At 41.8% G+C, this 26,327-nt stretch carries 23 protein-coding genes; 13 read left to right on the top strand and 10 right to left on the bottom strand.

Translation table 11 applies throughout. From position 1 onward, the window contains the following. Window positions 1–128: 128 nt before the first annotated feature. Window positions 129–740 carry a superinfection exclusion B family protein gene (locus EGC82_RS04035; protein WP_124729615.1) on the bottom strand — a complete coding sequence of 204 codons (612 nt, stop codon included), beginning with the start codon at window positions 738–740 and terminating at the stop codon, window positions 129–131. A gap of 230 nt (window positions 741–970) precedes the next feature. Between EGC82_RS04035 and EGC82_RS04030 the strand changes: the two genes are divergently transcribed. Continuing rightward, window positions 971–2,551 (top strand): sensor histidine kinase, encoded by a 1,581-nt coding sequence (locus EGC82_RS04030; protein WP_124729614.1) that lies wholly within the window; start codon window positions 971–973, stop codon window positions 2,549–2,551. A 25-nt stretch (window positions 2,552–2,576) separates the two neighbouring features. On the opposite strand, the gene tcdA is transcribed toward EGC82_RS04030, so the two are convergent. Then, on the bottom strand, window positions 2,577–3,380 hold the full coding sequence (tcdA, locus tag EGC82_RS04025) for a tRNA cyclic N6-threonylcarbamoyladenosine(37) synthase TcdA (protein ID WP_415837619.1): 804 nt from the start codon (window positions 3,378–3,380) through the stop codon (window positions 2,577–2,579). 800 nt (window positions 3,381–4,180) lie between these two features. On the opposite strand from tcdA, the gene EGC82_RS04020 reads away from it, so the two are divergent. Beyond that, the gene (locus tag EGC82_RS04020; RefSeq protein WP_124729613.1) at window positions 4,181–5,224 is read left to right on the top strand and encodes a porin; all 1,044 of its coding nucleotides are present in this window, start codon (window positions 4,181–4,183) and stop codon (window positions 5,222–5,224) included. 266 nt (window positions 5,225–5,490) lie between these two features. On the opposite strand, the gene EGC82_RS04015 is transcribed toward EGC82_RS04020, so the two are convergent. The 4 genes from EGC82_RS04015 to EGC82_RS04000 form a co-directional block, all read right to left on the bottom strand. Beyond that, entirely contained in the window at window positions 5,491–5,808 is a 318-nt protein-coding gene (locus EGC82_RS04015; RefSeq protein ID WP_124729612.1) for a putative quinol monooxygenase, read from the bottom strand. Between the two features lie 93 nt (window positions 5,809–5,901). Beyond that, window positions 5,902–6,366, bottom strand: a complete 465-nt coding sequence (locus EGC82_RS04010) for a GNAT family N-acetyltransferase (protein WP_124729611.1) — start codon at window positions 6,364–6,366, stop codon at window positions 5,902–5,904. A 59-nt stretch (window positions 6,367–6,425) separates the two neighbouring features. Then, window positions 6,426–8,057 carry a DHA2 family efflux MFS transporter permease subunit gene (locus EGC82_RS04005; RefSeq protein ID WP_164839085.1) on the bottom strand — a complete coding sequence of 544 codons (1,632 nt, stop codon included), beginning with the start codon at window positions 8,055–8,057 and terminating at the stop codon, window positions 6,426–6,428. 1 nt (window position 8,058) lies between these two features. Next, window positions 8,059–9,153, bottom strand: coding sequence for an HlyD family secretion protein (locus EGC82_RS04000; protein WP_124729610.1), 1,095 nt, complete (start codon window positions 9,151–9,153; stop codon window positions 8,059–8,061). A 96-nt stretch (window positions 9,154–9,249) separates the two neighbouring features. Here EGC82_RS04000 and EGC82_RS03995 point away from each other — a divergent pair, with 96 nt between their 5' ends. Next, a complete protein-coding gene (locus EGC82_RS03995) occupies window positions 9,250–10,188 on the top strand; it encodes a LysR family transcriptional regulator (RefSeq protein WP_124729609.1) in 939 nt (312 codons plus the stop codon). A 285-nt stretch (window positions 10,189–10,473) separates the two neighbouring features. Further along, window positions 10,474–10,596: a hypothetical protein gene (locus tag EGC82_RS21705; protein ID WP_279630024.1), complete on the top strand. Its 123-nt coding sequence runs from the start codon at window positions 10,474–10,476 to the stop codon at window positions 10,594–10,596. Window positions 10,597–10,950: 354 nt separating this feature from the next. Here EGC82_RS21705 and EGC82_RS03990 read toward each other — a convergent pair whose 3' ends face one another. Together EGC82_RS03990 and zntR are read right to left on the bottom strand one after the other, a co-directional pair. Beyond that, window positions 10,951–12,471: an SO_0444 family Cu/Zn efflux transporter gene (locus EGC82_RS03990; protein WP_124729608.1), complete on the bottom strand. Its 1,521-nt coding sequence runs from the start codon at window positions 12,469–12,471 to the stop codon at window positions 10,951–10,953. Between the two features lie 2 nt (window positions 12,472–12,473). Next, complete coding sequence (gene zntR / locus EGC82_RS03985) at window positions 12,474–12,935, bottom strand: Zn(2+)-responsive transcriptional regulator (protein ID WP_124729607.1); 462 nt, start codon at window positions 12,933–12,935, stop codon at window positions 12,474–12,476. Between the two features lie 325 nt (window positions 12,936–13,260). On the opposite strand from zntR, the gene purH reads away from it, so the two are divergent. The 4 genes from purH (at window position 13,261) to nhaC (ending at window position 18,744) form a co-directional block, all read left to right on the top strand. Then, the gene (gene purH / locus EGC82_RS03980; protein WP_124729606.1) at window positions 13,261–14,850 is read left to right on the top strand and encodes a bifunctional phosphoribosylaminoimidazolecarboxamide formyltransferase/IMP cyclohydrolase; all 1,590 of its coding nucleotides are present in this window, start codon (window positions 13,261–13,263) and stop codon (window positions 14,848–14,850) included. A 244-nt stretch (window positions 14,851–15,094) separates the two neighbouring features. Beyond that, the gene (purD, locus tag EGC82_RS03975) at window positions 15,095–16,396 is read left to right on the top strand and encodes a phosphoribosylamine--glycine ligase (RefSeq protein WP_124729605.1); all 1,302 of its coding nucleotides are present in this window, start codon (window positions 15,095–15,097) and stop codon (window positions 16,394–16,396) included. 270 nt (window positions 16,397–16,666) lie between these two features. Continuing rightward, entirely contained in the window at window positions 16,667–16,885 is a 219-nt protein-coding gene (locus EGC82_RS03970; RefSeq protein ID WP_124729604.1) for a hypothetical protein, read from the top strand. Between the two features lie 359 nt (window positions 16,886–17,244). Continuing rightward, complete coding sequence (gene nhaC / locus EGC82_RS03965) at window positions 17,245–18,744, top strand: Na+/H+ antiporter NhaC (RefSeq protein ID WP_124729603.1); 1,500 nt, start codon at window positions 17,245–17,247, stop codon at window positions 18,742–18,744. 34 nt (window positions 18,745–18,778) lie between these two features. On the opposite strand, the gene EGC82_RS03960 is transcribed toward nhaC, so the two are convergent. Together EGC82_RS03960 and EGC82_RS03955 are read right to left on the bottom strand one after the other, a co-directional pair. After that, the gene (locus EGC82_RS03960) at window positions 18,779–20,119 is read right to left on the bottom strand and encodes an NAD(P)/FAD-dependent oxidoreductase (RefSeq protein ID WP_124729602.1); all 1,341 of its coding nucleotides are present in this window, start codon (window positions 20,117–20,119) and stop codon (window positions 18,779–18,781) included. Between the two features lie 37 nt (window positions 20,120–20,156). Continuing rightward, window positions 20,157–20,708: a GNAT family N-acetyltransferase gene (locus EGC82_RS03955; protein ID WP_164839084.1), complete on the bottom strand. Its 552-nt coding sequence runs from the start codon at window positions 20,706–20,708 to the stop codon at window positions 20,157–20,159. Between the two features lie 149 nt (window positions 20,709–20,857). Between EGC82_RS03955 and EGC82_RS03950 the strand changes: the two genes are divergently transcribed. From EGC82_RS03950 to EGC82_RS03930, 5 genes are all read left to right on the top strand, one after another. After that, on the top strand, window positions 20,858–21,559 hold the full coding sequence (locus EGC82_RS03950; RefSeq protein ID WP_124729600.1) for a spondin domain-containing protein: 702 nt from the start codon (window positions 20,858–20,860) through the stop codon (window positions 21,557–21,559). An 11-nt stretch (window positions 21,560–21,570) separates the two neighbouring features. Then, a complete protein-coding gene (locus EGC82_RS03945) occupies window positions 21,571–22,290 on the top strand; it encodes a spondin domain-containing protein (protein ID WP_124729599.1) in 720 nt (239 codons plus the stop codon). A 111-nt stretch (window positions 22,291–22,401) separates the two neighbouring features. After that, entirely contained in the window at window positions 22,402–23,136 is a 735-nt protein-coding gene (locus EGC82_RS03940) for a response regulator transcription factor (RefSeq protein WP_124729598.1), read from the top strand. Then, entirely contained in the window at window positions 23,136–24,593 is a 1,458-nt protein-coding gene (locus EGC82_RS03935; RefSeq protein ID WP_124729597.1) for a sensor histidine kinase, read from the top strand. The genes EGC82_RS03940 and EGC82_RS03935 overlap by 1 nt, the downstream gene beginning before the upstream one ends. Before the next feature lie 695 nt (window positions 24,594–25,288). Continuing rightward, complete coding sequence (locus EGC82_RS03930; RefSeq protein ID WP_124729596.1) at window positions 25,289–25,897, top strand: tetratricopeptide repeat protein; 609 nt, start codon at window positions 25,289–25,291, stop codon at window positions 25,895–25,897. Window positions 25,898–26,327 lie beyond the last annotated feature (430 nt).

Raw genomic sequence — 26,327 nt, 5'->3', positions numbered from 1 at the left:
TATGGATACTTCCTTGCGAATAATACATTGGCGATAAAACACATGGAGTGTTTTTGTGCCAGACTGGGGGCTCTGTGGCCCCCATCTTTTTTTACTCACGCAGACCAACTTCAGCTAACAGTTCCTTATTACGCGGCATGTTTTCGCGATTGAACTAATCCATTAATAAAGTGTGGCCGCGTTTTTATCAAATAAGTCATCTCTTCTGCACTTGGCTCGCCTGCAGGTAAACGTAATACATCACGATTTAAATAATTACGAGCTTGCATCGAAATTTTATATTCAGCCGTTGGCCCCTGAATCGCATAGTGACGTTCATTTCCTAACATCTCTAGTATGCTAGTGTTAAGCAAGTTTTTCACCGCTAACTCGTTTTGTGGCAAGGTTAAAATAGTTTGTCCTTGTAAAAAGAATTCGCGTAGCAAAGCTCTTTCAGCCGGATCAAGTAGTTTTACTTTTGCATCAATGGTTTCTACAGTACGTTTTTGACGTAAAAATACGATGGACTCATCGACAATAAAGGCAAATATTTGACTTAAAAAATAAGCCACACCCATAATTAACCCTAAGCCAATAAACTGACTATATTGATTAACAAGATGGTCTAGCGATAAAAACGCCAATAAATCTTTAGGCGCAAACAGTAAACTAGTGCATGTTACGACAACCCATGACATAGCACTTACGAACAAACGCTTGCTATTAAACAACTTTATTGAACTTACTTTCATTTTCATCATAGCTTACTCGCAGTGTCAGATTTTCGATCCTACTAAGACTAAGCAAAATATATGCCAGTAAACATGCGGCTATGTGCATATTTATTTATGTTTATCTACAGTATATTAGGCCTTTCAAGCTATGCTTAAATAAAATACATAACATTACAATTAATACTATCGGAATACACTGTAAGTGCCTTATATTGCAGGTAAATCATTGCCCTTAATTAAATCACATTGAAGAAATTATGCTGATATCCATACGACAGTTGTTGCAAAGTCCGATAGCTCGAAAATTGACGCTTTCTATTGTGGTATTTAGCTCTTTAATTACAATTGTAACCACCGCTTATCAGCTAGTCAGCGATTACCAAAATGATGTAAGTAGAATTGATCGGGTTTTTTCTAGTATAGAAGCAGTCAATTTAGATGTGCTAGCAGCTAGCATATGGGTAATAGATGAACATTTAATCAACACCCAGCTCCATGGTTTAAGTCAGTTACCTGACATAAACTATATTTCTATCCGTGACGACAGTAATCAAGAGTGGCACTTTGGCGAATATAAAAAAAAGGCCGTTATCGAAAAGCAATTTCCGTTAATTTACACTAATAATGAAAGCATTCCTGTAGGCACGCTTATCGTACAAGCCGATCTAAATGTGATTTATGATCGTTTATACAATAAAGCAATCCTCATTTTATTGTCCAACGCGATCAAAACATTCTTCGTTGCAGGGTTTATCTTGTTTCTGGTGTGGTTCAATGTTACTAAGCATCTTCGCCAATTAAGCCAGTATTGCGATGGTATTAGCTTAGATAAAACCTATACGCCCTTAGACTTTAATCGTAAACCACAACGAGATGAATTCAGTTTAGTCGCAGAAGCCGTGAATACAATGCAACAACAAATTAGGGGATCTTATCAAGCATTACGCCAATCAAAAGTCGATCTATTACACGCTGTTGAAGATCGAGATCGCCTACTGCTATTAGAACGTAGCTATAAAGATGAGCTTGCTCGCCAAGTTAAAGAACAAACCAGAGAACTTGAGCAATCATTGCAGATGTTAAAGAGAACACAACAAGTTCTTATAGAAAAAGAAAAAATGGCGGCGTTAGGTGGATTAGTGTCTGGTGTTGCTCATGAAATTAATACCCCTATTGGTATTTGTTTAACGGCTGCCAGTTCACAGTTGTCTCATGTAGAAGATTTGATCAAACTTATCCATAGCGATCATGCCACATTAGAACAAATTAACGGGATTTTAGAACAATACCAACAAAGCAGTCAGCTAATTGTCAGCAACATTACTCGTGCCAGTTATTTGATCCAACAATTTAAGTCTATTGCGGCAGAGCAAAGCCAAGAGAAAAACACCCAGTTTAATCTACTTCATCAATTACGCGATATTACAGACTCAACAATAATGATATTTTCACCACAAAATGTCGAAATAAGCATAAGTATTGATGAGACATTAGAGATTTATAGTAATGCCAGTTTACTCACCCAAGTCATCAATAACGTGATATCAAATGCATTTTTACATGCTTTTAAAGATGTCCTACAAGCGAAGATCCACATTAATGTAGTGGTTGAACCAAATAGTATTTATATCGAAATTCAAAATAATGGTGCCGTTATTCCCAGTGACATAGCCGAACATATTTTTGAGCCATTCTTTACCACCGCTCGCCACAAAGGGGGCGTAGGCTTAGGTCTCGCCGCGGCATTTAACGCAGCAACTCAGCTCAAGGGAGCGATTCGTTATGTTGCTACTTCACCACTTGGCGGACCAATGTTCGTCATTAGCTTGCCGCAATAATGGACTATAGTAAGGCTTCACGATGTTAAGCCGACTTAGCGGCTAATTTAGTCAACACACGGCTCACTGCAACAAAGCCAAATGTTCCCGTTACCATAGTGATGGCACCAAAGCCTGAGGCGCAATCCATTCGCATACTGCCTTCTGCATTTGCCTTGGTATTACACACGGTACCGTCTGCTTGGGGATAAACTAAATGCTGGGTAGAAAACACCGCATCAACAGCAAAGCGACGTTGAAGGTTTTTACTGAAATTGTATTCTCGGCGCAATATATTGCGCACTTTAGCTAATAACGGATCTTGCACCGTTTTAGCTAAGTCGGCGACTTGAATTAATGTCGGATCTGTTTGCCCACCAGCACCGCCTATGGTCACCAATGGAATTTTATTACGTTTACACCAAGCGATTAATCCAGCCTTTTGTTTTACCGCATCAATACAGTCAATCACGTAGTCAATCGTTCCACCTTGTGAGGCTGGAACAAAGTATTGGTCTAAATTATCTAACGTTACAAAGTCTTCTACTTCGTTAATCACACACTCAGGATTTATCTCACTAATCCGCTTTGCCATTACTTCAACTTTTGACTGGCCAATAGTTGAAGTTAAAGCATGTATTTGGCGATTAGTATTAGTCACACAAATATCATCTAAATCAATAAGGCTAATTTGCCCTATACCACTTCTTGCTAATGCTTCTGCAACCCAAGTACCAACACCACCGATACCCACCACCACCACATGAGCTTTTGAAAAAGTCGTCAGAGCAGCTTGGCCATATAAACGGCCGATGCCCGCAAAACGATGAGTATAAGATTCTGACAACATTGATTACGTCCTAATTAACGACTATTTTTCGCGGCTAATTTTAAACGATTTATAGCCAAAGCTAAACGTTTGTCACGATTAGCTCGATATGAATCTTATTAAGGTTACTTTTTGGCTTAATAATCGACACCCGATGTTCACATTTTATAGTTATGATTAGTCTCAATTAACGATAACAGTTGGAAAAAACTGCTATAAATCAGCCTTTATTCTAGTTACTAATGCCTAACGCCTAATTACTCGTAATGTTAAAAACACCGCGGATTTTGAATCCATAGCCTACCTATTACTCGTTAATACTCATGCATAGTTGACCAACGCAGAATAATGACTCAGCGCTGGTTACCATAATCTGAGGTTAGCTAAACAGATGTGCATCAATAGCCGATAAAGCACTTATCACAAAAATGCTTTAAAAATGCTTAATTTATAACCTTCTTAGACTAAAGATATAAAATTTATCATCGAATATTCGTAATGATTAAATTAACATGGGCTAACATACATTTCTGCAACTTTTGTTGTTTAGCAGCTTCCTATTTATACTCAAATAGAAATACCCAAAAAGAGATATATCTAAGTGGCGTTGTGATTTAATTATACAAATGGTCGCAGTTATCACAGAATTATGCACAAAATTTCAAGTAGGGCCTGTTTATTTGATCTAGCCCACACTAAGTAGGTACTAAATCTGTAAAAATCTGCACCAGATTGTTACAGAATTGAATCTGCAGCAAACTTCACTAACTAAAACCATGAAAAATGGAATATAGAACATAACGTTCTAGGGAGCATGAAAGATGAAAAAAACCTTAATCTCTGCATCGGTAGCATCTGTACTTACATTAGTTTCTTTCGCTACACTTGCTGAAGGCCCTAGTTTCTATGGTCGTTTAGATTTAGCTGTGACTAATTCTGATAAAGGCGCAACAACTCAAAACCATAAAGAAGGCACAGTATTAGAAAATAACTTTTCTAATTTAGGCGTTAAAGGTAGCGAGAAATTTGCTAACGGTATTGAACTGTTATACCAAATGGAATTCCAAGTAGAAAATACAACTCAAACTGAAGGCAAGAATGGCAGTGACGAAGTAGTATTTAAAGCGCGTAACACATTCTTAGGTTTAAAAAGTGATGCTGGTACTGTGTTAGTCGGCCGTAACGATACCGTGTTTAAACAGTCTGAAGGTGGCATCGATTTATTCGGTAACTTCAACGCTGATATTGACCGTATGATTGGTGGTCAATTACGTAAAGCTGATGGTATTTGGTACTACTCTCCAATGATTGGTGGTTTAGTCACATTAAATGCAACGTATTTAATGGAAGACAACTACACTGATGATGCAGGCAAAGAGTCTTATGATGATCAATATGCATTAAGTGCAACTATTGGTGACAAAGGTCTTAAAGCACACCCTTACTACGTAGCTGCAGCTTATAACACTATTGGTGGTATTGATGCTTACCGTGGTGTGGCACAAGTTAAATTAGCTGATTTTAAAGTCGGTGGTTTATACCAAAACACTGAAAGCCAAACATCTGATCAAGAAGGTGACTCTTTCTTCGTAAACGTATCTTATGATCTAAACGGCGTAAACTTAAAAGCTGAATACGGTCAAGATGAAGCAGGCTTTGGTAGCTATTACAAAAATATTAAAGAAGCGACTGGTACTGACGTAAACATCACTCAAATTACGGTAGGTGCTGACTACCGTATATCTAAGTCAACGTTAGTTTATGGCCACTATGCTATGTATGAAGGCGATCATAAAGTGGGTACAGCCACTGTTGATTTAGAAGATGACAACATCTTCACTGTTGGTGCTCGTTACGACTTTTAATCATTCTTCTACAAGCTTCGGCTTACTACATTAATGATGTGAAAATGCCAGTCTCTATAGACTGGCATTTTTGTGTGCAACATTTAATATTTAAGCCATCTGATTTAAATTACCTTATTTAAATTACCTGATTTAAATTATCAGACTTAAATTTATGGCATCAGAACTTATAGTGTAGAAACTTATACTGCAGGAACTCGCCATTTTTAACATAACGTATTTGAAATAATGTGCTTGAAATTGCCGTATTTAATATATAGAAGCCATTAGGCGATGACTTGATTAAATACTTCAACATGATGTGACTCAACCAGTTCTGGCATCACATGATGAAAATAATGTTGAATAGCATCTTTAGCACAATGTTGATCAAAAGCCGCCCTATCAACAAACTTTTCTACAAAGGCAACTTTATTATCATCTTCAATACTGACATTTAATTCATAACGAATGCAACCAGACTCGCGTCGAGTATCGGGTACTAAACTCGCCAAAGCTGCCACTAAGGCATCACGCTTGCCCGCCTTTGCCACAAATTGGGCCACACAAACAATTTGCTGGGTATTAATTGTGTAATCTGACATTATTTTTCCTTAAATGGTCAACCTCAATACATATCAATAAGTAATCGACTCAGAGTATTAGATCTCCGCCGAATTAGGTCTTACCGATGTACATTAGTTATTATAAATTAATAACATATCAAGATGTTTAATGCTGTCTTCAAGGTACACATCTGAGTTGACAACAAAACCATGTTGTTGATAAAACTGACGTAAATAATCTTGAGCGCCGATTTGAATATTGTCATTAGGCCAATGTTGTTTTGCAATGGCAATAGCACTTTGCATCAATTGATTGGCAACACCCTTACCTCGTGCAGGTTTAGCCACGGCAACACGGCCGATACTTGCTTGAGGGTAACTAATACTCGGAGCTAACACGCGGCTGTAAGCCACGATATTGCCGAGGTCATCTTGCCCAAGTAAGTGTCTTGTTTGTGGGTGCTTATCTTTACCGTCTAACTCAGGGTATGGACAATTCTGTTCGACTACGAACACATCAACTCGTAATTGTAGTAATCCGTATAATTGATCAAGCGTCAACTCAGAAAAACCAACATCTAACCATCGTAATATCATCAAAAACCTTATCTATTTCTGCTCTACTCTCGTCATACTAGCACGCCATATTAGCACGACTAATGCACCTCACTAGGCTCATCTGACGGGCTTTTTTCTGGTGGTTTTCGAATAAACAATACTGCAATAACAGCGATAAAAAGAAAACATGCCATAATAAGAAATACGTCATTATAAGCTTTAATATACGCTTGTTGTGACATACTTTTAGCAAGTAAAGCATACGCTTGTGAATTAGCGCTCACAGCATCAGACCCAGCAGTTTGCAGTATCGAACTAGTGTGCGCTATATAGTTATAGCCTTGCGCGCTAACGGCGGGTAGCGTTTCTTTAATGTGCGCTAAATGAACCCGAGCTAGGTTATCGGTTAAGGTCGCTACCAATGCAATACCAAAAGCCCCACCTAAATTACGCATAACATTAAGTACCGTTGATGCTGAGGCATTTTCATGTGCTTGTAAATGCATCGTCGCCAAAATACCAATAGGTACTAAAATAAATGGTTGCCCCAAGGCGCGGACTATTTGCGCGGTAATCATCTGATCGCCTGCGTAATCCATGGTCATATGGCTATTCATATAATAACTGGTGGCAAATAACGCAAACCCAAGCGCGGCTAAATAACGCGGATCAAACTTCTGCATTAATTTAGGCACTAATGGCAGTACCAACAACTGTGGAAAGCCCATCCACATAATGACCTCACCTATTTCTAGCGGGGTATAATCATGGATCTGCGATAAATACAGGGGGATCATGTAAATAGCCCCAAATAATGCCATACCGAGTAAGAAGTACGCCACTGTAGATAAAGCAAAGTCTCGCTGCGCAAGCAGACGAATATTGACTAATGGTTGCGCTTTACGTAACTGGATCCAAATAAATAAACTAATATTAACCGCGGCAATAATGGCGAGGTTACGAATAAGGTCTGAGCCAAACCAGTCTTTACGATTACCCTCTTCTAACACGACTTCTAGGCAGCCCATGCCCAATGCCATCGTGACAATGCCCGAGTAATCCGCATTTTTGAGTTTTTCCCAAATAATCGGTTTACGCTCTAATCCATAAGCCAACATCGCCATCACTAATAATCCTGGCGGCACGTTGATATAGAATAAATAATGCCAACTAAATTGTTCTGTTAACCAACCGCCCAATGTCGGACCAATAGAGGGTGCAAATGTTGCTGTTACCCCAAATAAGGCCATACCCATAGCACGCTTATTATCAGGTAAAAACTCAAGAATAAGTCGAAATGCTAACGGAATTAATGCCCCACCAAAGAATCCCTGCAATGCCCTAAAAGCGATCATAGACTCGAGGTTCCAAGACAAAGAGCACAGTATCGACGCGACAATAAAGGCTGCTGTAGTCCACAGTAAATAACGACGGGTAGATAATCCGGTGCTCAACCAACCCGACAGTGGAATAGCGATCATCTCCGCTACTAAATAAGCAGTAGCAATCCAGCTGCCTTCTTCTAAAGTGGCCCCTAAACTACCTTGGATCTCTTTCATTGACGCATTAGTGATTTGAATATCCAAAATCGCCATAAATGCGCCAATGAGTCCACCAGCAACGGCCATCCATGATCGAAAGCTACCTCGCTGATAACCTGTCGGTTTGCTATCCACGTTATTAACAGGGCTGACTTCAGAAGTATTTACCTCAAAAGCTGATTGGCTCATATTAATGCCCTGCAGATACTGATATTACGCCGCCAGTAGACGATTTAGCCAGCGCGTGTGATTGGGCTGCAGATTTGGTGTCAACTTCAACTACGGCACTCAACCCAGGCAAAATACGCCCAATAGTGGATGAGGATTGGTCTGATTCAAGACGAATACGCACCGAAATACGCTGGACGATTTTAGTAAAATTACCCGTCGCATTTTCTGCCGGTAACAAGCTAAATTTTGAGCCCGATGCGGGTGCCAAACTGTCAATAAATCCTGTGAATACATCATCAGGATAGGCATCTAAACTCACCTTAACGGTTTGCCCTGCTTGCATATGTGCAATTTGAGTTTCTTTAAAATTAGCCGTTATCCACACTTGAGTATCTGGCACTAAGCTAAACAATGCTTGCCCTGGCTGAACATACTGGCCCACCATTGCACCACGCTTACCAATAACCCCTGAAAACGGCGCTGTAATACGTGTGTCTACCAATTGAATATTGGCTAGCTCTACACTAGCCATTGACTGTTCAACATCTGCCTGCATTTGCAATAACTGAGCATTAAATACCGATAATTCACGTTGCTTCGCCACTAATGCCGCTTGTGCTTCATCGACATGAGCCGACGCAGAGTCGAAACCAGCTTGTAACTGGTCAACATCATTTTGCGAGCTGTAATTACTAACTTTTAACTTCTGTGAACGTTTTAATTGTTGTTGAGCAATTAATTGATCTGACTGTGTGGCCACCACAGCAGCCCTAGCTTGATTAATGAGTGCTTGTTGCAAATCAACTTTCGCAGCTAAGGTTTGTAAGTTAGCTTGCGAGCTAGATAGCATCGCCTTACTTTGTGCTAGCTTAGCAACAAATTGGCTATCCTCAAGTTGGGCCAGTAGCTCACCTTTGCCGACATGCTGATTATCGACCACAGAAGACTGGACAATATAACCTGGTACTTTGACACTGATATTAGAAATATCAGCCTCAACATAGGCATTATCGGTTGACTCGATAAATCGAACTTGTAACCACCAATAAATGCCAGCGACAACTAAAACAAGGATAATACTTGGCACTAACACTAAGCGCTTATTGATAGACATGTTTGACTCCTAATTTATTCTGCTCTAGTTTACTACTGTTTCCTTTAGTTTATTAGATAGTAAAAATTCAACCCACTGTTCCACAGGTGTAACAATATGGATTTAAATCGTGTACTAATTTTTTCGCAGGTGGTTGAACAAGGCAGTTTTACCGGAGCAGCCAAAGCACTCGGGATCACTAAAGCGACTGTAAGCCGTAAGGTCGCAGAACTAGAAGTCGATGCCGGCGTACAGCTTCTATTTCGCACCACAAGATCATTGAAGCTCACCGAAGCAGGTTCCAGCTACTACCATCGCATTAGTAAAATTCTGCAAGACTTACAAAATGCCGAAGATCTTCTTAGCGCTAGCCAACAAGAAATTAAAGGTAATTTAAAAGTCATTTGCCCTATCGAGCTAGGACAATTATTTTTAGGTCGTATCCTTGCGCGGTTTCTAGCCACTTATCCCAGTATCACTATCGATGCCGAACTCACTAATCGTAAAGTGGATGTGATAGAGGAAGGTGTTGATTTCTTATTTCAAATTACCGAACAACACGATCCTAAACTGCAAAGTTACTCACTCGTAACTGCCAGTAGACTACTAATGGCAAGCCCGAATTACCTCAAGCGCCACGGCACCCCAAAAATACCGCAAGATTTAATGAATCACACGGCCATTAAATTACAGTCTGCCCATATTGATGGTGGCTGGCGTATTTTTGATGGTAAGCAATGGTTAGATCTCGATCCGCCAGCACAGCTAAAAGTCAATAATGTCACTTTTGCTCGAGAAGCTGCTATTGAAGGCTTAGGGATTACCGCAGTACCCGTTTTTATTGCCCAAGAAGCGATTGATAATCTGCAATTATTACCTATATTAGAAGATTTTCCGATGATGCAAACCAAGGTAACACTCAGTTTTCCAAAACGAATTTATCTGCCGCGCAAATATCGAGTGTTTATCGAATTTTTATATGATGCTTTGTTTGAACATTGGGGCGAGGGCGTACTGGAAATACCCGATTTTGTCCTGCAAAACGATCATAATTAAAGATGAGTTTTTAAGCACAAAATAATCTATAGAATAAATAGATATTTTTGACTAACTAGGTGCTAGTATCAACTTAATCAGGTGATTAATTACGATCATAGAGGTAGGTTTTTTCACACCGTTATTCGCAATATCAATGATAAGTTTGCTTCAGTAAATTGTTCAAAGGCTAAGTTAGGAACAGGAGACTAATTAACAGGTAACTGATTAATTGCCACACTGGATACTGACAACAGAAATTACCATTTAATTAGTCACGCATTAAGCGGACTAGGAGTCATAAAAATGAGCAAAGAACGTAATAATTCAAAAGAATCAAAGAAACAACCTGTTTTGTCATTAAAAGAGAAACGTGCTGTTAAGCAATCTAAAAATTCACCTGATAATTTTGCAAGTAAAATCAAATAACCTATTACTGGCTTTATCTGTAAATAGTTTGATTTAGACATTATAAGCAACATAAAAATACCGAGCTAAATGCTCGGTATTTTTGTTAGTAGCCTATGTCACCAATATTTGAACCGATACCTTATAACCGATTAATAAACACTTTTGGGTTACGCCAGTGGTGCAGTTACATCCCTTACCATCAATCATTCCAATTGACTAAGGCATTGACCTGCGAATAAAAAACCAGTGAAATTTATCACTGGCGGTGTATTTCCTGGCTCATGTACTTTTCAGTAAACTAGTTTTATTAACCTGGTTTTAGTCGAGCTGGTTTGATCAACTAATTTTAGCTAACTAACAGGGGCAAAATGACTATGAACAACAGCTTTTCTCTTTGTTACCTTTAGGGATCATATCCCATAATACTTTGGCCATTAACACCGCCAGTATAATTCCCGAAACAGCAACGACACCTTCAGGTAATAAAGCATGTTCTTCGCCAATTTGTGGCATCACTTCAAAACCAAAAGTATCGACCAGATAATTGACCAGCACACCAAATACCAACGCGACCCCAATTACGCCACCTAAATAACCAAATAAAGCGCGTTTACCTAGCTCCTTAGTCACCACACCCAAAGTAGCAATGTTGGTCGCTGGTCCTGCCATCATAAATACCAGTACCGCACCAGGTGACACGCCAGCTAATAGTAAACCGGCAGCAATAGGCGTTGAGGCCGTGGCGCAGATATACATAGGGATCGACACTAACACCATCACTAACATCGCTAAAACACCATCACCCCACTTAACTAAAAAGTCAGCGGGCACATAGGTCTGTACTAAGGCTGCAAAAAATAGCCCTACGAGTAACCATACAGTGGTGTCTTTGATCAAGTCAGTAGCCGCATAATGCAACCCCGTTAACACTCGGCTGAATACACTGTTGTGCTTCAACTCTGTTGCCATATCTTGAGTCGATGCGCAGCAACTGGCTTCATCACGACTGGCTACAGATTGTTGGCTTGTCGTTGCTGGAGCTGATTTTGATGCGCAACAACTGCTTGTTGCCACCGCTTCCACTTGCGGCTTAGCTTTGCTACTACAACAGCTGGATTTAACCGTTTCAACTTTATCTTCAGCGTTGATTTTAGTGCTATAACATCCCTCACCCTTAGGCTCAGCTTTAGCCTCAACAGCTTGAATGCCTACTGCTGCTTTACTACTACAACAACTGCTTTGCTTTGGCGCAGCATCGACAGCTAAAGGTCGTAAAGAAGCTATTGGGCTTAACACCGACTCAGGCTTAATCGCAGTCATTTTCACGCTCGCATTTTGCATGGTGCTAGCGCTTGGTGTGGATGTAACTGTAGCTTCAAAAGTAGATGTCACTTTAGCCGTCGATTTAGACCCACAACATGAAGCAACCACTTTGGTCTCTGCTGCTAAATCATTTGCCGTTTGTGCTTTAGTCGTTGCTGACGCAGGAATGCCGTCATCGTCATCACGCCCCACCAATAAACCCGCTACAATCGCACTGGTAATCGCCGCTATTGGGCGCACAATTGCCATAAAAGGCCCAAGTAATACATACGATACCGTAATAGAATCAACACCGGTTTCGGGTGTAGACACTAAAAATGATGTTGTTGCCGCCTTTGACGCGCCAGCTCGACGTAAACCAACTGCTGCGGGGATAACACCACACGAGCATAAAGGTAAAGGCGCGCCTAATAACGCTGCTTTCACTACGGTTTTCATGCCATGACCGCCCAGTTGTTTTTGCATCCATGCCATCGGCACAAAGACTTTTAACAACCCAGCCAATACTAAACCCAATAATAACCATGGGGCAGATTCTAAAAATAAGTGCATAAAATTGGTCAATAACATAGTTAGTCCTTGTGACCCGAATGAGCAAAATGATGATGTTCTTTTTTAGCAATAATATGTTTATCAGACGACTCTAACGCTTCAAGTATCGAACAATGCTCTGCGCTATCGGGTCCGCCACAACACGTGTTAGATAAACTTTTTAACGAGGTAACAAAATGTTGTAACTCAGCTAATTTGGCCTCTACTTGCTCAAGCTTGGTATCCACTAAGCCTTTAACTTCAGCACATGCCCGGTTTGACTTATCAACTTCAATAGACAATAAATCGGCAATGTCGTTAAGTGAAAACCCCACAGCCTTAGCACGTAAAATAAATTTAAGTCGTTCAGAATCGCTGTGGTTATACAAACGATATCCAGCATCAGAACGGCTTGATGGCGACAGCAAGCCGTGTTTTTCGTAAAACCGCAGTGTGTCTGCCTTAATGTCGTACAAGGCAGAAAGTTCGCCTATTCGATACATATCGTCACCTCAGCTGAGGGTAATTTATGACCCCAACATGATCTTAATTTAAACTGAGTATAAACCTTAGAGTTAAATCTAAGGTCAAGGGTTTTTGATGATTATTTTATATATCTTTGTTCTTATTTCAATATTGTGAAATCACGCAGAAAAAACACCTTACAGAAGCGGTTTACGATAAAATACGTCCGCCGGAACACAACACAGTCATTCAAGAAGGCGTTTCAACATTTAAAGACACCTGAGGGACTTTGGTAAAGCAGACTTAAACTGACTCTGTTTTACGAAAGATCCTTAAAATCAAACTAGTGGACCCTGTACCTACATGAATAATGTCAGACCAATTCGTCGCGCGCTATTAAGCGTATCAGATAAAACTGGAATACTTGAGTTTGCACAAGCACTGCATGCACAAGGTGTTGAACTCTTATCTACGGGCGGTACTGCAAAGCTACTTGCAGACAATAATATCCCGGTAATGGAAGTTTCTGACTACACAGGTCACCCTGAAATTATGGATGGTCGCGTTAAAACGCTGCATCCAAAAATTCACGGCGGCATTTTAGCTCGTCGCGGTATTGACGAAATCGTCATGGAACAAAATGCCATTAAGCCTATCGACTTAGTTGCAGTTAACTTGTACCCATTTGCAGAAACCGTTGCTAAACCAGGTTGCACCTTAGCGGACGCTGTCGAGAACATCGACATTGGCGGCCCGACCATGGTTCGCTCCACCGCTAAAAACCACAAAGACACAACAATAGTCGTTAACGCTAAAGACTACGGTCGCGTAATAGCAGAAATGCAAGCCAACAACGGCAGCACTACTTTAGAAACGCGTTTTGACTTAGCCATTGCAGCGTTTGAACATACTGCAGCGTATGACGGCATGATAGCTAACTATTTTGGTACCATGGTTCCGGCGCACAGCACCGACGAATGCCATGACGATTCAGCATTTCCACGTACGTTCAACAGTCAGTTTGTCAAAAAACAAGACTTACGTTACGGTGAAAACAGCCATCAAAAAGCGGCATTTTATGTTGATCCCCAAATTGATGAAGCTTCTGTTGCCAGCGCGATTCAGTTACAAGGTAAAGCTCTGTCTTACAATAATATCGCCGACACAGACTCAGCCCTGGAATGCGTAAAAGAGTTTGAAGGCCCAGCCTGCGTTATCGTTAAGCATGCTAACCCTTGTGGTGTGGCATTAGGCGCTAACTTATTAGAAGCTTACGACCGTGCATTTAAAACCGACCCGACCTCAGCGTTTGGTGGCATCATTGCGTTTAACCAGGAGTTAGATGCACAAACGGCCCAGGCCATTGTTGACCGTCAGTTTGTTGAAGTGATTATTGCGCCTAAAGTGAGCCAAGCAGCACGCGATATTATTGCCGCTAAAGCTAACGTGCGTTTACTCGAATGTGGCGAGTGGAATACTAAAACCACCAACCTAGATTACAAACGCGTAAATGGCGGTTTATTAGTACAAGATCGCGATCAAGGCATGGTCGATTTAGCCGACGTTAAAGTGGTCTCTAAGCGTCAACCAACCCCTGAACAATTAAAAGACTTAATGTTCTGCTGGAAAGTGGCTAAGTTTGTTAAATCTAACGCCATTGTTTACGCCAAAGACGGCATGACCATTGGTGTCGGTGCAGGCCAAATGAGCCGCGTATATTCAGCTAAAATAGCGGGTATTAAAGCAGCCGACGAAGGCCTAGTGGTTGAAAACTCAGTAATGGCATCAGATGCCTTCTTCCCATTCCGTGATGGTATTGACGCCGCTGCAGCTGCAGGTATTAGTTGTATCATCCAACCCGGTGGCTCAATTCGCGATGAAGAAATCATCGCCGCAGCAGACGAGCACGGTATGGCCATGGTGTTTACTGGCATGCGTCACTTCCGCCACTAATAAACCTAATATCAAATATGAGTATCGCTTATCAATCAGGCTTTTAGCTAAATATTTTACCAAGAGCTTTTGCTAAATACTTTTGCAAAAATAGATAACAAGCGATACTTTTTAAATTTTGTTTAAACGAATTAGAGCATAGCTATTTTTTCTAGTTCAATGAAAGCACGCGGAGCTTATAAGTATAAGTGAGCATGCTTGAAGCAGAAATAGACAACATAGCGCAGCTATAAAAGGAATAAAGATGCAGGTACTTATCATTGGTGGTGGCGGTCGTGAACATGCTCTAGCTTGGAAAGCGGCTCAGTCTGCTCAAGTTAGCAAAGTGTTTGTCGCCCCCGGTAATGCTGGCACAGCCTTAGAACCCAAATTAGAAAACGTGGCCATAGATGTTGAGCAAATTGACGCTTTAGTCGCGTTTGCTAAAGACAATGCCATTGCGATTACGATTGTCGGCCCAGAAGTGCCATTATCACTAGGCGTAGTTGATGCCTTTAATGCAGCTGGTTTAGCCATTTTTGGTCCTACAAAAGGCGCAGCGCAGCTTGAGTCTTCAAAAGCTTTTACTAAAGATTTTTTAGCCCGTCACAATATTCCAACGGCTGATTACTCAAACTTCACTGAAATTGCACCGGCTAAAGCTTATGCGGCAACATTAACCGCTAAAACAGGTTTTCCAGTGGTGATTAAAGCCGACGGCTTAGCGGCGGGTAAAGGCGTGATTATTGCCGCAGACCAAGCAGAAGCGGATGCCGCGATTGACGATATGCTCGCTGGCAATAAGTTTGGTGATGCGGGTTCTCGCGTGGTGATTGAAGAATTTTTAAAAGGCGAAGAAGCCAGCTTTATCGTGATGGTAGACGGCAAAAATATCTTAGCAATGGCCACCAGCCAAGACCATAAAGCACGTGACAACGGCGATTACGGCCCTAACACTGGTGGAATGGGGGCATATTCACCTGCGCCAGTAGTGACTCAAGCAGTACATGACTGGACTATCGCTCATGTTATTCGCCCAACCGTTGATGGTATGGCCGCTGAAGGCAACGTCTACACAGGCTTTTTATACGCAGGCCTAATGATTTCACCTGATGGCAGCGCCAAAGTTCTTGAGTATAACTGCCGCTTTGGCGACCCAGAAACGCAGCCAATCATGATGCGCTTACAGTCTGATATTGTTGAGCTTTGCTTAGCTGCCACTCGTGGTGAGTTAGATAAAGTCACTGCAGAGTTTGATCCTCGTGCAGCGGTTGGCGTGGTAATGGCAGCCAGTGGTTATCCTGATGCGTATAACAAAGGCGATGTGATTGACGGCCTAACCCTTGGCGACACCAACGGTAAAGTGTTCCATGCTGGTACTCGTATAAAAGATGGCCATGCTGTCACTAACGGTGGCCGCGTATTATGTGCCACTGCTTTAGGCAACACAGTCACCCAAGCGCAGCAAGCAGCTTACGCATTAGTTAATACTATCCACTGGGATGATGTGTATTTTCGTACCGATATAGCTTATCGCGCCATTGCCCGTGAGCAAACTAAAGGATAATAGTGTTAATTCACTTTTAGTTCGTCAAAAATCCTTGTGATGTTGCCATCACAAGGATTTTTTAATTATTAGAATGTTGCTTCAAAGATTAATTACCGTTTAGATTATTAATAATCTGCCATTTATTGACTCAGATCACAAAAATAACTCATATCAAGGCGCAACCTAATAGATGGAAAGGAATTGGGTTATATTTTTAGTCTGTCGAATTCCTAATACTTTACCCTAATACTTTATATAACCTAATCGTAATGATTATTGGAGGATTAAATGAAATTTAATAGCAGCGACCTGATTTATCAGGGTGAAAAATCGGGAGTGCACAATTGGGATACTTTTTCAGGAACCTCTTTCTATTGGCATCCTGATTGGTTACATATTGCAGAAGATATGACAGGCCATAAAGCCCTAGATAAAATTAATATTGCTGAAGGTACAGCCACTAAAGCAGATGCAGAAAAGGCCATTATTGACCATTTAAATAAATAATCTGTATAACTGACTAACCAATGGCGATGTATTGTGCCCATCGGCCGACCAAACCTACACGTTTCTATGAGGATATTCCTGGTCACACCAGATATCCTCAGCGGCTATTTATTCATATCAATTGACATATCTAACATATATAACCACCCAAAGTAATTAACCAAGCATACTGCTCAAAAGCTATAGCGACATCCCTATCAAAAAATAATCCCCCAAGCCTAACAATGTTCGACTTAACAGGCATTTTTATGTCAGGATAAGCTTCTGTTACAGATAAGTTAACAACCTATTATGATAACACTTAGCCAACTCACACGAATGAGATATTGGTCAAAAATAATAACAACAAAGGAAGCAGTATGTCTCAATCGGCGCCAACAAATCAGTTTTCACCCGAGCACAAAAAACCCACTTTACTCGATGCACTTATCCCTGTTTTTGCGCTTATTATTATGCTCGCGGCAGCCGTTTATCTGTTTTCGTCAGACAGCTCATCTGGTGCCAACCAAATCGCATTAGTATTAGCGGCGTGTATAGCAATGATCATCGGTTATAAGAATGGTTATAGCTGGAATCAAATGGAGCGCGGCATTGTAAAAAGTATTGGCGTTGCCACTGGCGCATTGCTGATCTTATTCAGTGTAGGTTCACTCATCGGCACCTGGATTTTAGCCGGTACGGTTCCGACAATGATTTACTATGGTATGCAAATCCTTAATCCAGACTACTTCTATACTGCTTGTTGCTTATTATGTGCGGTTGTTGCGCTCAGTATCGGTAGCTCTTGGACTGTGGCTGGAACACTTGGTATTGCCTTAGTGGGTATTTCGTCTGCTATGGGATTAGATGTCAACATTACTGCCGGCGCTATTATTAGCGGCGCTTATTTTGGTGACAAAATGTCGCCAATGTCGGACACCACCAACCTTGCACCAGCTGTTGCCGGTACTGATATTTTTAGCCATATCCGCCACATGACCTGGACCACAGTCCCCAGCATTATTATCGCCCTTATCGGCTTTACCTTTTTAGGCCTTACCGCTGATGCTGTACCAATTGAAAACCAACTAACAGACACGCTAGCGTTACTGGATTCTACCTATAACCCAGGAATGCATTTATTAATTCCTTTATTGGTGGTGTTATATTTAGCGAATCGCAGAATGCCCGCATTTCCCACAGTAATATTAGGCACTTTGGCAGGTGCAATTTGCGCGGCATTATTTCAGTTTGATAACGTAATAGCCTTTGTGCACGACGACACCTTGTTACCCATTGTCGCCCTCGTCAAAGGTATCTGGATAGCCATGTTTGACGGCTATGTCGCCAACACAGGTGATGCCGTATTAGATAACCTATTAAGTCGTGGCGGCATGAGCAGTATGGTGACCACTGTGTGGCTTATTCTTTGCGCCATGGCGTTTGGCGGCGTAATGGAAGTGACAGGATTATTAAGCCGTATTTTAGAAAGTATTTTAACTGTAGTAACCGGTACTGCTAGTTTGATTATTACCACCCTAGGGGTATGTATTGGCGCGAACATCATTACCGCAGACCAATACATTGCCATTGTATTACCCGGCAGAATGTTAAAAGTAGAATACACACGTCGTAAGTTGGCTGCGGTTAATTTAAGTCGTGCCTTAGAAGATTCGGCTACGGTAACTAGCCCGTTAGTACCTTGGAACACCTGTGGTGCCTTTATGGCCAGCACATTAGGCGTAGCCACTATTGCATACCTGCCCTACGCATTCTTTAACTTAGTCTGTCCATTTATTAGTGCATCTTATGCTTATTTTAATTTTAAAATTGAGCCGTTAGACGAAACTAAAATAAGCACAGGCGAAGTTGTCGGTTAACTAATACATCGCCTTTTAATCTAGCAATAGGCGATTAACCAAAACGGTCTTTTAACCAGCCATAATGATAATAACCCCATTGCCCAAGGCGTCTTGCTTGGGTAAAGGGGAATTTAGGTAGTGGTTGTTGATATATAGGCAAGTTAGGTAAAATTTCACCCGCAATGCTTTGTGCTAATCGATATGCCGCCTGGCTACTAAACGACACACCCGCACCGCAATATCCTAAACTGTAACCCACGCCACCTTTGCTATACACATGGGGCATATCGTCCATCGCTGCGGCAATCCATCCGGTCCAATTATATGCAATCTCTTTACGGGTTAAGCTTGGAAAGCACTTATTTAACGCCATTTTTAAACGCTCGCCATAAACGGGATTAGCAGCATCTTTGCCCCACACCGCCCCGCGACCACCAAACAATAAACGGTTGTCGGGCAATAATCGGTAGTAGTATTTTAAAATACGAGTATCCATGGTCACTTGGTGGGTATGCAAACCCGCCTCAGCAAGCTCTTGTGCGGTAAGCTGCTCGGTGACAATTACATTGCTTAATATCGGCAAAAACTTATCGTCTATGCGCTGATTAAACCGTTTAGGCGTATAAGCGTTACCCGCCATAATGACCTTATTAGCAATCAACTCGCCCTGGTCGGTGATTAAACGATGCTTGCCATCCTCTTCAATCCAATCTAGCACACACGACTGTTCAGAAATGGTCACACCTTGAGCCTGCACCATCGACTTATAACCAAGCAGTAGCTTAAGCGGGTTTAAACCAAAACCGTCTTTTAAACGCAGCGCGCCATAAGCTTGATGATGATCTAAATAGTGCGCCCGAAAGTCTTGGCTTGAAATAAACTCAGCGTCTGAATCTTGGCTACCGGCCAAGTGTTGCTGAATATAATTAGCAGCGTTTTGCAATGACACTAGCGCCTTGGGATTATGAGCGACTTTTAAATACCCTGCTTCTTGCGGCTCACAGGCAATATTATGCTGTTTGATTAAGCCATCAACTCTGGCTACCGCTTGGGTAAATTCATCATAAATACCTTTGGTGGTGGCTAAATCCCAGCGCTGAGTCATGGCGGCATAGCCTAACCGGCCCGAACCTTTTAATACAAAACCGGCATTGCGAGCGCTAGCACCAAAACCGACCTGATTAGCCTCTAATACCTGGCAATCGATATTAAACTCGGTGGCTAAATAGTATGCGGTTAACAAGCCAGTGTAGCCGCCACCAATAATAGCCACATCGGTTTGTTGTCGACCCGATAGCGGCTTATTCGGCGCAGGTAATGCTTGGGTGCTGGCCCAGTAACTGGGAGCAAAGGTTTGCTTGTTAGGATAAGAGTTAACCAATGGATCGTACATATTGCGCTTCTTATTATATTAAAATGAGTAAATCCGACTAAAAAACCAATAGCATTTCACAGGCATCACAATGGCAATCTTCCCCGCATAACACGCAAATGTAATCTTCGCCCATATAGCGTTGGTGCCAGCGTTGCGGATGTTGCTTAATTAATTGACCGCCCGCTTTAGTAAAGTAACGCACAGCCGCATTATTAGGGCTTTGTTGCCATAAATGGCTCACCCCAGCTTTAGCGCCTTGAGCAATAACCGCTGCCTTAGATGCCGCTAATAATTCCCCGCCAAGCCCTTGGCCACGAGCTGATTCAGCAATGGTGTTTGATTTGAAATAACACACATCCTCAAATGCTACGCCCCACTGATCAACGGTGCACCACTGATCTTGCGGCCATTGCCCTGCGGCATACGTTAACCGAAAGCCAATAAGTTGTTCATTTTCTATGGCAACAAAATTGGCATTTATGCCATTTTTAATGCCTTTGTGATAAATCGCCGTCAGTTCAGCCAAATCCATATAGCCACTGCCGTGAACAATTTCACCTAAGTTGATCACTGCGTCAAAGTCAGCGTGAGTCAGTTGTCTAATCATAATCAATGTTTATTATTGTTGGTTTTAGCACACCATATCACACGTTATTATCGCTAAGTTAACGATGTTAAACTTTTGTGATAATTTGGCGATAACTAGGTGAGATCCCGTTGTCATAATGATTGCAATTAAACAAAAGGAGCTCGGTTATGAAACGTACATTAGTGACTGCAAGTCTTATGGCTGCTGGATTATTCAGCTTACCAACATTCGCGGCTAATATTGAAGTCAGCGTGACAAATTTAACTCACGGAAATCACTTTACCCCTATTTTGATCGCAGCGCACGATGCTGACAGTCATCTTTTTCAAGTGGGTACCGAAGCATCAGCAGCATTACAAAAAATGGCTGAGGGCGGTGACATCGCTGACTTAAACACAGCAGTAACGGGCAATGCAGGTGTAACATCGGCTAACCCAGCCATGGGCTTACTAGCTGCTGGCGCAAGTGTTAGCGATGTGATGTTAGATACGGGCGATAACACTCATTTGTCTGTTGTTGCGATGGTATTACCGACTAACGATGCCTTTATGGGATTAGACGGTTGGAAAATTCCTACTGAAGCAGGCACCTACACCCTATATGTGAATGCTTACGATGCCGGTACCGAAGCCAATGATGAAATCATTAATGGCGGCGGCATGTCTGGTGTACCGGGTATTCCTGCTGCACCCGGTGGCGACGGCGGCATGAATGCTGCTGGTGTGATGGATAACAGCGAAAACAGCAACATACATACTCACCCTGGTGTATTAGGTGATATGGACCCTGCTGGTGGAATGAGTGATTTAGACAGCCGCGTACATCGTTGGTTGAATCCTGTTGCCAAAGTTGTGGTAACAGTAAAATAAGGAGGTAGCCCATGAAACGCACTGACTTACGTTTTAAGCCCAGTTTACTTGCCATGTTGGCTGCTGCAACACTATTAACAGCTTGTAGTGATGACGATAACGACACTGTTGAAGTAACACCGCCAGCGCCAGTGATGCAAACCTTTACGGTTACCGTCACCAACCTGACAGCCAATCAACCTATGTCGCCAGTTATTTTGGCCTCTCATGCTAGCGATGCCATGTTATGGAATGCCGGTGAAATGGCCAGTGTCGCCATTGAAAAAATGGCCGAAGGCGGTGATACCGCAGATATTGCTGCATTAAGTGTTATTAACAGCAGTGTTAACGGAGCTGGTATGTTAATGCCCGGCGCAAGTGAAACCCTCACGTTAACCTTAGCTGAAGCCGACGTTGCAAGCATTAGCTTAGCGACCATGTTGGTTAACACTAACGATGCCTTTACCGGTATTAATAGTTACGCCATTGCAGATATGCAGGTTGATGCATCAAAAGCGATGAAATTTATGGCTTATGATGCTGGCACTGAAGCCAACAGCGAAGCAAAAGGCACTATGCCAGGACCTGCTGATGGCGGCGAAGGCTTTAATGCTAGCCGTGATGATGTCGACTTTGTTCATATTCATCCAGGGGTGATTTCAATGTACGACGGTCTAGATGACTCAGTACTGGGTGCATCACACCGCTTTGATAACCCTGTGTTAGCAGTAACAATTATGCGTACTCAATAATCACAATGTCATCATGTCGACTGAATCAATTTTAAACATATTGAAATTTATTCTCCTTAAAGCAGGTCTAAGTATTAATGCAACTACTGGATTTGCTTTAAGGAAGTCACCATGAATGGAACTACTAAACATAACGGCCATGTCAGCCCGCAACATATTTTGCTGGTAGAAGACGAACAAGACTTAGCTAAATTGATCATCCTTAACCTCAAAGCCCTCAACTATAGCGTCGATCACGCCACAACCTTGAAGCAAGCCATGCACATAATCGAACATAAAAAACTCGACCTCATTTTAATGGACCGAATGCTACCCGACGGCGACGGTATTATGCTGTGCGAGCAATTACGCCAAGCGGGTAAAGAAGTGCCGCTAATGCTATTAACCGCCAAAGATTCAGAAGCAGATGTGGTGTTAGGCTTAGAAGCAGGTGCCGACGATTACCTAGTAAAACCCTTTAGCGTATTAGAACTGCGTGCCCGAGTAAAAGCATTATTAAGACGCGGCAAAGCTCAAAATGAACAAATCCAACAAATTGAATTTAACGGCGTAACGATTAACTCCAGCACTCGGGAGGTCACTGCCTTTAATCAAGCATTAACCCTTACCGCCCGCGAGTTTGATTTACTGCTATTTTTAGCCAAACATCCGCTACAAGTCTTTAGCCGCATGCAACTGCTAGAAGCGGTATGGGGTTACAACTACGACGGTTACGAACACACAGTTAATAGCCACATTAATCGTTTACGCAACAAGCTATCATTGTGTTCACCAGAACATGACTTAGTTAAAACAGTCTGGGGCGTGGGCTATAAATTTTCACCACCAGAGGTGCAAACCCACTAATGAATCGCTTATTTAATCGGTTGTTTTTAGCATCCACAATCATCGTGTTATTACTGTTTGTGGCGCTATGGCAATGGCTACAACTTAACCATGAATTTAGCCGTAACCAAATTCAGCAATCACTGCACTTACAACTTGCTGAACACATGGCGCACATCAACCCTTTATTATCGCAAGGGATCACGTCAGACGCGGCGCTTAAAGAAGCCTTTCATGACTTTATGCTGCTAGGTCCAAGCTTTGAAATTTACACCTTAGATCCCGATGGCAAAGTCATCGCCTATGATGCCAAAGAAGAAAAAATTAAAACTCATCGTGTTGATACCGCTATTATTGGGCAGTTTTTAGCAGGCGAAAACCTGCCAGTACTTGGCACCGACCCACGCAGCGAAGATACCCACAAGATTTTTTCCGCCAGTAAACTTGTCACCAAAGATGGGCTTCACAGCGGCTATTTGTACGTGATTATTGGTGGCGAAGATTACGACAGCTGGCAAGCACTGATTAACGCTGAAAACCAGCCTAAAATATGGGGTGCCACTATCGGCTTTTGGATACTGTTTGCGCTCGTGTTGTTTGTCATATTACTGCGCTACTTTACCCGCCCAATTCAAAAGTTAGCGCAAGATTTAACTGACTTAAAAAATACCCCAATGTCAGACACCTTGATGCTACCGCAACGTTATCGTGGCAGTTTAGAAATAAGCCAACTCAGCCATCATATCAATCATTTGCTACAAGAAATCCAACTGCAGCAACAGCAAGTTAAACGTCAGCAACAAGCAAAACATGACTTTTTACTGCATTTGTCCCATGACTTAAAAACCCCACTTACGGCACTGTTAGGTTATATCGATACCTGGCTTATTTTGCCCGAAAATGAGCGCGACGAAGCACTGATCCAATATGCTGCAAACTCCGGCCAAACCTTACAACAGTTATTGGCACAGTTATTAGAATTAGCCGCCCTCGAAAATGGCCAAATAGACGCCCAACTTCAGCAAGTTAACTTAAGTGAATTGCTAAGCGATATTGAACAAACTTTTACCCCACGCGCCAAAAAACTCGGGGTTCAATTAGATTTTGACATCAATCATACAAGCCAAATTTATACCGACCCCACGTTAATGCGCCGCATACTCAATAACTTAGTCGACAACGCCCTGCGCTACACCCCTGCTGGCGGCAAGATACAAATCGTCAATGTACTCCACAATAACCAACAATGGTTAACCGTGCGCGACACAGGCGCAGGCATGCACAAGCATGAAGTTGACGCCTTGAAACAATTGTCGATGACCACTCTGTCATTTGAAGCGAATCAAAGTCTGCCACAACTCGGCGTCGGACTCGCCATCGTCAGGCAATTATTAGGTTTATTAAAATGCCGAATTGAAATTGACAGCCAACCAGGTGTAGGGAGTGAGTTTAAGATAGAGCTGGTGAGTAAAAGTTAATCTCATTTTTGAAGCGCAAATGTTCAGCGATTTGATTCGTGGCCTCAATGGTACTTATTCAGTTTTGTTTATCATTAAACTTCATGATAAACAAAATCAATTATATCTAAACAGAAGAATTAGAACTAAGTTCTTACAAAAATTTGAGCTACTGTAAGTTAACAATATGGCCTGCTGCCACTAACGTCGCAAGGTTCCACCCTGCACGGGCCAAAAGGGGATCAACAGCAATCCCCTCTTGGATCACCCCTGCCGTTCCGGCAACATTTTCGCTATTTAACCAAACAGCAGCAAAAAAATTGCGACGGAAATAGATCCAGCTTTTAACTTCGCTTTGGTGTTCTTCGGTCCATCTTATTAATAAAAAGTGAAAATGCTAACGCTTCCGATCGGTACATCCTGTACCTCGAAAGCTAAGCTCACATCTGATAGGCAGGATGCCTGAATGCCTTGGAGTATATGGATATACGTGAAAGGCCATGTGTGCTTCACGCTATTTTCTTCAACGGCCTCAAGTTCAGAGTTGAATTTATCCATTTTAACGTCAATATACCAACACGTTTTTGCCGCTTTCAATGTTAGGGCCGATTACCCACTCAGTTCAGTAGAACTTCATTTGGCTTACTTTTCCCCATATCATTAATGTGTTTCAATATCTGGTGTTGGGGGAAGAATAAACTGAAGAGGGCTCTATAATGCATCCAGAGTATGATGAACTGTCTTTATGGGATGATGCAATACGTCTGGTGAGTGAAAATAAATACGACCAAGCTATTTATCTATATAAAAGTATGGCTAAAAATGGAATTGATGAGGCGTTGGTTGAAATAGGGCGGCTGTATGAAATGCCATCAACAGCGACTATTGAACAAGACTTTTCAAAAGCGGCTACATTTTATAAAAAAGCGATTGATTTAAGTGATGACATGTATGCTTATACAGCTCTTGGAAGGCTTTACTTTTTCGGGGTAGGTGTGGATCAAGACTACATAAAATCAAAACAGTTGTATTTGAAAGCTGCGAATATGGACGGACTAGTAGCCACATTGATGTTAGCTCGTATTTATCGTTACGGGCATGGTGTTCAACCTAATTTAACTAAAGCAAAAGAGCTCTATCAGAAATCAATTAGGCTTGGAAGCTATGTAGCCCTAAAGGAGAGTGGTGGGTTGGATATTTCTTGTGGTGAGGTTGTAAAAGGAATAGCAAAAGTAATAAAGGGGAATTGGAATATTTTCTTAAGAGTGCGAAAAGACATATCTAATTATGGAGTTATTGTTAGTGAATGTGTAAAAAACCAATAGAGAAAACTTATCAGGACAGGTATGACCAATCGAATTTAGGTCGCGTTTAATGTTGTTAACTTATTCACTCCTAAATTAGGCCCAATCATTGGGGCTTTTTGTTGCGCTGAAGAAGGCAATTTAACCAGCAGAGTCTGCCGTGCTCACCAGTAGAAGGTATCAGTTGTGAACAATAGCCTGTGCAATTGTGAAGTGGAGCTGTGAATTTTACCACTTACTCAGAAGTTTTCAGTACAAAACCTTATCTGAAAAAATATAAATTGATTAATCGTTCTAACAAGGTTTTGTCCATAAATGAGTTAGATGCCTTGATTAAAAATGCCTAAATTCAACTCTGAACTTGAGGCCGTTGAAGAAAATAGCGTGAAGCACACATGGATGTGAGCTTAGCTTTCGCGGTACAGGATGTACCATCGAAAGCGTTAGCATT

The sequence above is a fragment of the Shewanella livingstonensis genome (assembly GCF_003855395.1).
Taxonomy (GTDB): Bacteria; Pseudomonadota; Gammaproteobacteria; order Enterobacterales; family Shewanellaceae; genus Shewanella; species Shewanella livingstonensis.
The sequence above is the reverse complement of the archived record's forward strand: the minus strand, read 5'-3'. Positions and strand labels throughout refer to the sequence as shown.

What these genes read in the sequence shown, in the direction of transcription:
- EGC82_RS04000 (WP_124729610.1), bottom strand. Translation starts at nt 9,153, where the DNA reads ATGTCTATCAATAAGCGCTTAGTGTTAGTGCCAAGTATTATCCTTGTT.
- EGC82_RS03960 (WP_124729602.1), bottom strand. Translation starts at nt 20,119, where the DNA reads ATGTACGATCCATTGGTTAACTCTTATCCTAACAAGCAAACCTTTGCT.
- EGC82_RS04035 (WP_124729615.1), bottom strand. Translation starts at nt 740, where the DNA reads ATGATGAAAATGAAAGTAAGTTCAATAAAGTTGTTTAATAGCAAGCGT.
- EGC82_RS03970 (WP_124729604.1), top strand. Translation starts at nt 16,667, where the DNA reads ATGAAATTTAATAGCAGCGACCTGATTTATCAGGGTGAAAAATCGGGA.
- EGC82_RS03945 (WP_124729599.1), top strand. Translation starts at nt 21,571, where the DNA reads ATGAAACGCACTGACTTACGTTTTAAGCCCAGTTTACTTGCCATGTTG.
- EGC82_RS03930 (WP_124729596.1), top strand. Translation starts at nt 25,289, where the DNA reads ATGCATCCAGAGTATGATGAACTGTCTTTATGGGATGATGCAATACGT.
- nhaC (WP_124729603.1), top strand. Translation starts at nt 17,245, where the DNA reads ATGTCTCAATCGGCGCCAACAAATCAGTTTTCACCCGAGCACAAAAAA.
- EGC82_RS04015 (WP_124729612.1), bottom strand. Translation starts at nt 5,808, where the DNA reads ATGTCAGATTACACAATTAATACCCAGCAAATTGTTTGTGTGGCCCAA.
- EGC82_RS03995 (WP_124729609.1), top strand. Translation starts at nt 9,250, where the DNA reads ATGGATTTAAATCGTGTACTAATTTTTTCGCAGGTGGTTGAACAAGGC.
- EGC82_RS03950 (WP_124729600.1), top strand. Translation starts at nt 20,858, where the DNA reads ATGAAACGTACATTAGTGACTGCAAGTCTTATGGCTGCTGGATTATTC.
- tcdA (WP_415837619.1), bottom strand. Translation starts at nt 3,380, where the DNA reads ATGTTGTCAGAATCTTATACTCATCGTTTTGCGGGCATCGGCCGTTTA.
- EGC82_RS04010 (WP_124729611.1), bottom strand. Translation starts at nt 6,366, where the DNA reads ATGATATTACGATGGTTAGATGTTGGTTTTTCTGAGTTGACGCTTGAT.
- EGC82_RS04020 (WP_124729613.1), top strand. Translation starts at nt 4,181, where the DNA reads ATGAAAAAAACCTTAATCTCTGCATCGGTAGCATCTGTACTTACATTA.
- EGC82_RS03955 (WP_164839084.1), bottom strand. Translation starts at nt 20,708, where the DNA reads ATGATTAGACAACTGACTCACGCTGACTTTGACGCAGTGATCAACTTA.
- EGC82_RS21705 (WP_279630024.1), top strand. Translation starts at nt 10,474, where the DNA reads ATGAGCAAAGAACGTAATAATTCAAAAGAATCAAAGAAACAACCTGTT.
- EGC82_RS03940 (WP_124729598.1), top strand. Translation starts at nt 22,402, where the DNA reads ATGAATGGAACTACTAAACATAACGGCCATGTCAGCCCGCAACATATT.
- EGC82_RS04005 (WP_164839085.1), bottom strand. Translation starts at nt 8,057, where the DNA reads ATGAGCCAATCAGCTTTTGAGGTAAATACTTCTGAAGTCAGCCCTGTT.
- EGC82_RS03990 (WP_124729608.1), bottom strand. Translation starts at nt 12,471, where the DNA reads ATGTTATTGACCAATTTTATGCACTTATTTTTAGAATCTGCCCCATGG.
- EGC82_RS04030 (WP_124729614.1), top strand. Translation starts at nt 971, where the DNA reads ATGCTGATATCCATACGACAGTTGTTGCAAAGTCCGATAGCTCGAAAA.
- purH (WP_124729606.1), top strand. Translation starts at nt 13,261, where the DNA reads ATGAATAATGTCAGACCAATTCGTCGCGCGCTATTAAGCGTATCAGAT.
- EGC82_RS03935 (WP_124729597.1), top strand. Translation starts at nt 23,136, where the DNA reads ATGAATCGCTTATTTAATCGGTTGTTTTTAGCATCCACAATCATCGTG.
- purD (WP_124729605.1), top strand. Translation starts at nt 15,095, where the DNA reads ATGCAGGTACTTATCATTGGTGGTGGCGGTCGTGAACATGCTCTAGCT.
- zntR (WP_124729607.1), bottom strand. Translation starts at nt 12,935, where the DNA reads ATGTATCGAATAGGCGAACTTTCTGCCTTGTACGACATTAAGGCAGAC.